Genomic DNA, 2,226 nt, shown 5'->3' with positions numbered 1-2,226 from the left:
CCTGAAGAGGTCCATATTGCAACAAGACAGCATGTAGGAGCACCTGCAGTAGCAATTGTTAATGTTGGTGATCATGTAGAACTTGGACAACAAATTGGAAAAATTCCTGAAGGTAGTTTAAGTGCTGCTATTCATGCAAGTATTTCGGGAACAGTTGTGGAATGTGGAAATGATTTTATTGTGATAAGGAGGGGATAATATGTCACAAGCAATAGGAATGGTTGAGTTTACAAGCATTGCTCGTGGTATATATGCAGCAGACCAGATGGTAAAGACTTCTGAAGTGGAAATAGTCACAGCAGGTTCTTCTTGCCCTGGCAAGTATATCGCTATTGTTCAAGGTGATGTTGCAGCAGTTCAGGATTCAGTAAGTGTTGGTGTAAGATTTGCAGAAGAATTTTTAGTTGATTCTATTGTTATACCAAATGTCAACCCGGCAGTATTCCCTGCAATCACAGGTGCAACGATGCCAGATGAAGTTCAGGCTTTAGGAATTATGGAGTCTTTCTCCCTGTCAACAATGGTTATTGCTGCTGATGCAATTTTGAAATCTGCTGAATTGCAGCCGATTGAACTTCGTTTGGGAAATGGATTGGGAGGTAAGTCATTCTTTACTTTTACCGGAGATGTAGCTGCTGTTGAAACTGGTGTTGAAACAGGAAAAGCTATTGCAGAAGAAAAAGGGTTATTAGTAAATGCAGAGGTTATACCTTCACCGTCTGAAAGATTATTGGAATCATTGTTCTAATATATAGAACTTTTATAAATGAAAGGATGTGAGGGAATGAAAAGATTAATTTGTGCAAAAGATGTTGAAGCTGCAGAAAGGCAGGGCCAAAAAGTAGTGTACATTGACTGTGATGCAATTATTACCCCATCAGCCAAAGATATAGCAAAAAATTATGGCATAGAATTTTCTACTGAAAAGCAAGTCCCTGAAGCAAAAAGTTCTTGTGAAGTGGAAACTCATTGTGAAACAAAAACTTCTGAGCTTGAAAAAGTTTTTGAAAATGGGATCGATAGTGAAGTAATTTATAAGGTATTTAAGATTATGATGAAAAAAGGCCTTTTAAATGGAGTGATTGATTTGATTACTAATAAGAAGCCTTATCTTGCTGAGACTGACTCTATCGGTTTGAAGATCGTTCGCGGCAGTTCAGTAAAGTATGAAGCACTAGATACAGGAAATCCTGATGATAAAGTATTTTATCAGGAAATAATCAATGCAGATGATGGTTCCTCAATGAATGCGGGATTTATTACAATTGAAGATTGTAAATTTGATTGGGAAACAGAATGTCAAGAACTTTACTATGTTATAGAGGGTACATTGACAGTAACAGTGGATGATAAAGTTTATACTGCACATCCTGGTGATTCAGTATTCTTCCCTAAGGGAGCTAAGATAGCATTTGGTTCACCTGACAAGATGAAAGCATTCTATGCTACATATTAGAATAGCTGATCAAAGTTTAGGAGGGTTAAATAATGCAGGCACTTGGGTTAATTGAAACAATAGGACTTATTGCAGCTATTGAGAGCGCAGATGCTATGCTCAAGGCGGCAGATGTGAATCTCTTAGAAAAGACATATGTAGGAGGAGGACTTGTTTCTATTGTTGTAACTGGTGATGTGGCTGCGGTGAAAGCAGCTGTAGACGCTGGTGCAGCGGCAGTTAGGAACATAAATGACATATTGCTTGTTTCACAACATGTGATTCCCCGTCCACATGAGAAATTAGATAATATAATTGTATCAGCAATACCACTGAAAGATAGAAATATTCCAACTGTCGCTCCAGCGAAAAACCAACCAGAAGATGAAACAACAGTTGAAGTAATTGAAGAAGATACTGTAGAGGTTCCTGTTAAAATAGAGGACTCAATAGAAGAGAATTCAACAGTGGAAAATCCAACAGTGGAAAATCCAACAGTGGAAGACTCTAAAGAAGAGAATTCAACAGTAGAAAATTCAGAGAATGAGGAGCTTTTGCCAGAAAAAATAACTGATCCTTTGAAAATGGATTTGACTAAACTAAATAGGAGAGCTGTAGATAAGATGGTGCTTGACTATGGTTTAGAAAAAGCTATTGAGATTTTAAGTAAGTTTAAGGTAATAGAGCTTCGAAATCTCGCTCGTAAATATAAGAACTTTGGTATCAAAGGAAGGTCCATTTCTAAAGCAGACAAGAAGCTGCTGCTTATAGAGTTCAAAAAATATTATGGG

Annotated in this window: 3 protein-coding genes and 1 pseudogene; all 4 read left to right on the top strand. The window is 37.3% G+C overall.

What is annotated here, in order from left to right; translation table 11 throughout:
- Positions 1–198 (top strand): annotated as a pseudogene (locus tag WY13_RS14230) (electron transport complex protein RnfC); the annotation flags it as partial.
- Position 199: 1 nt separating this feature from the next.
- Positions 200–748 carry a BMC domain-containing protein gene (locus WY13_RS14225; RefSeq protein WP_063556280.1) on the top strand — a complete coding sequence of 183 codons (549 nt, stop codon included), beginning with the start codon at positions 200–202 and terminating at the stop codon, positions 746–748.
- 36 nt (positions 749–784) lie between these two features.
- The gene (locus tag WY13_RS14220) at positions 785–1,456 is read left to right on the top strand and encodes a cupin domain-containing protein (RefSeq protein ID WP_063556279.1); all 672 of its coding nucleotides are present in this window, start codon (positions 785–787) and stop codon (positions 1,454–1,456) included.
- 32 nt (positions 1,457–1,488) lie between these two features.
- Positions 1,489–2,226 (top strand): BMC domain-containing protein (locus WY13_RS21875; protein WP_063556278.1); only part of this gene is annotated, 738 nt, incomplete at its 3' end.

Source organism: Clostridium ljungdahlii (genome assembly GCF_001636845.1).
Classification (GTDB): Bacteria; Bacillota; Clostridia; order Clostridiales; family Clostridiaceae; genus Clostridium_B; species Clostridium_B ljungdahlii_A.
The sequence above is the reverse complement of the archived record's forward strand: the minus strand, read 5'-3'. Positions and strand labels throughout refer to the sequence as shown.